Annotated in this window: 1 protein-coding gene; it reads left to right on the forward strand. The window is 55.8% G+C overall.

The window, feature by feature from the left end:
* The coding region (locus tag P0Y67_RS22605; protein WP_342393691.1) for a hypothetical protein at positions 1 to 1,470 on the forward strand (1,470 nt) is incomplete at its 5' end.
* Between the last annotated feature and the right edge of the window lie 13 nt (positions 1,471 to 1,483).

Genomic DNA, 1,483 nt, shown 5'->3' on the forward strand with positions numbered 1-1,483 from the left:
GTACAATCTTATTCAGGAGCTGATGATTCAGAGACCGTCGGCCAGACAATCAGGGTTCAGGCGGATGCCATTCGATTGCAAAACAGCACGTTAACTGCCGGTCTGGCCGCGGATGGCTCAGAGAGTCATAACGGACGGGTGGATTTGACCGGCGCTGAGGTGAGTTTGAGTGACAGCCGGATACAGGTGTCTGGCGAACTGAGCAGCGAGGCTCACAGCCTCAGCCTGGATGCACCGAGCCAGATTGCAGCAGAGCACGCCAGTCTGGCGGGGATCAGCCAGTTAATCAATGAGGGTCAGATCGCCGTTAAGCAGACACTGACGATTGCGAACCCGCAGTCGCTGACACTGCAGGGCGCAGGGACAACCCATGCCGGTACGCTGGAACTCCAGGCGGGAACGATTCAGAACCACACCCAGCTCATCGCCAATCAGCTGAACGCAGAGGCAGAAACAATCGATAACAGTGGCAAGCTGGTATCGGCTGGCACGCAAACTTTGCTTGTCACTGGCCAACTGTCTAATCAGGGCGCGATTCAGTCTGCCGGCGAACAATCCATTACTGCCGGTACCTTTCACCAGCAAAGCACAGGGGTGACGACATCGCAGACCGATCAGCAGATTGTGGCCGAACAGATCGACAATGCCGGCACGCTGGCGGCTGGTGGAGCACAGCGTCTGAGCGTATCGGGTCAACTGACAAATACGGGACAGATCCAGGCCGTGGGGGATCAGTTGATTGAGGCAGACGGGTTTGCGCAGAAGGGCAGTGTGTCCAGCGACGCCAACAGCCAACTGAATACCGGTACTCTGATCAACGATGGTGATCTGACATCGCTTGGCGATATGAGTATCAGTGTGGATACCCTGACGCTGAATCAGGCGGTGACGGCAAACGGTGATCTTGATGTTAATACCACGGGCGATATGGTTCTCAACCACAACCTGAGTGCCGGCGGGGATGCCCGTCTTTCTGCCGGAGGCAAGCTTTCTAATCAAGGCAAGCTGGTGGCGCAGGGACAGACGGCCGTCAGCGTTGGCGGCACCTTCACCAATCTGGCCACCGGTTTGATTTCAGGCAATACCACCACGCTCAATGCCGGTGTGCTGACGAATCAGGGAACGATACAGGCACTGACCAATCTGATGGCGACCCTGACGCAGTTCACCAATCAGGGCGCGACACTGGGGATGCAGGACACCACCTTAAATGTGGCTGGCAACCTGACCAACACCGGCCTGCTGTATGCCGGTGATCAGGGTTATTTCTATGTCAAAGGCCACCTGATAAATACCGAGGCCGACATTTTAACCGGCGGCAAGATGGTGATTGCCGGAGATGCCAGCGGGGCCATGGCAACCTCGGTGCAGAATATTTCTGGGGTAATTCAGTCCGGTGCTGATCCAGGGCAAGATCACGAACGTTTTTTGAACAAAATAGATCAGTTTGACGATCAGGGCTGGCTGTGATCATATACTCCCC

The sequence above is a fragment of the Photobacterium sp. SP02 genome, assembly GCF_038519165.1.
Taxonomy (GTDB): Bacteria; Pseudomonadota; Gammaproteobacteria; order Enterobacterales; family Vibrionaceae; genus Photobacterium; species Photobacterium halotolerans.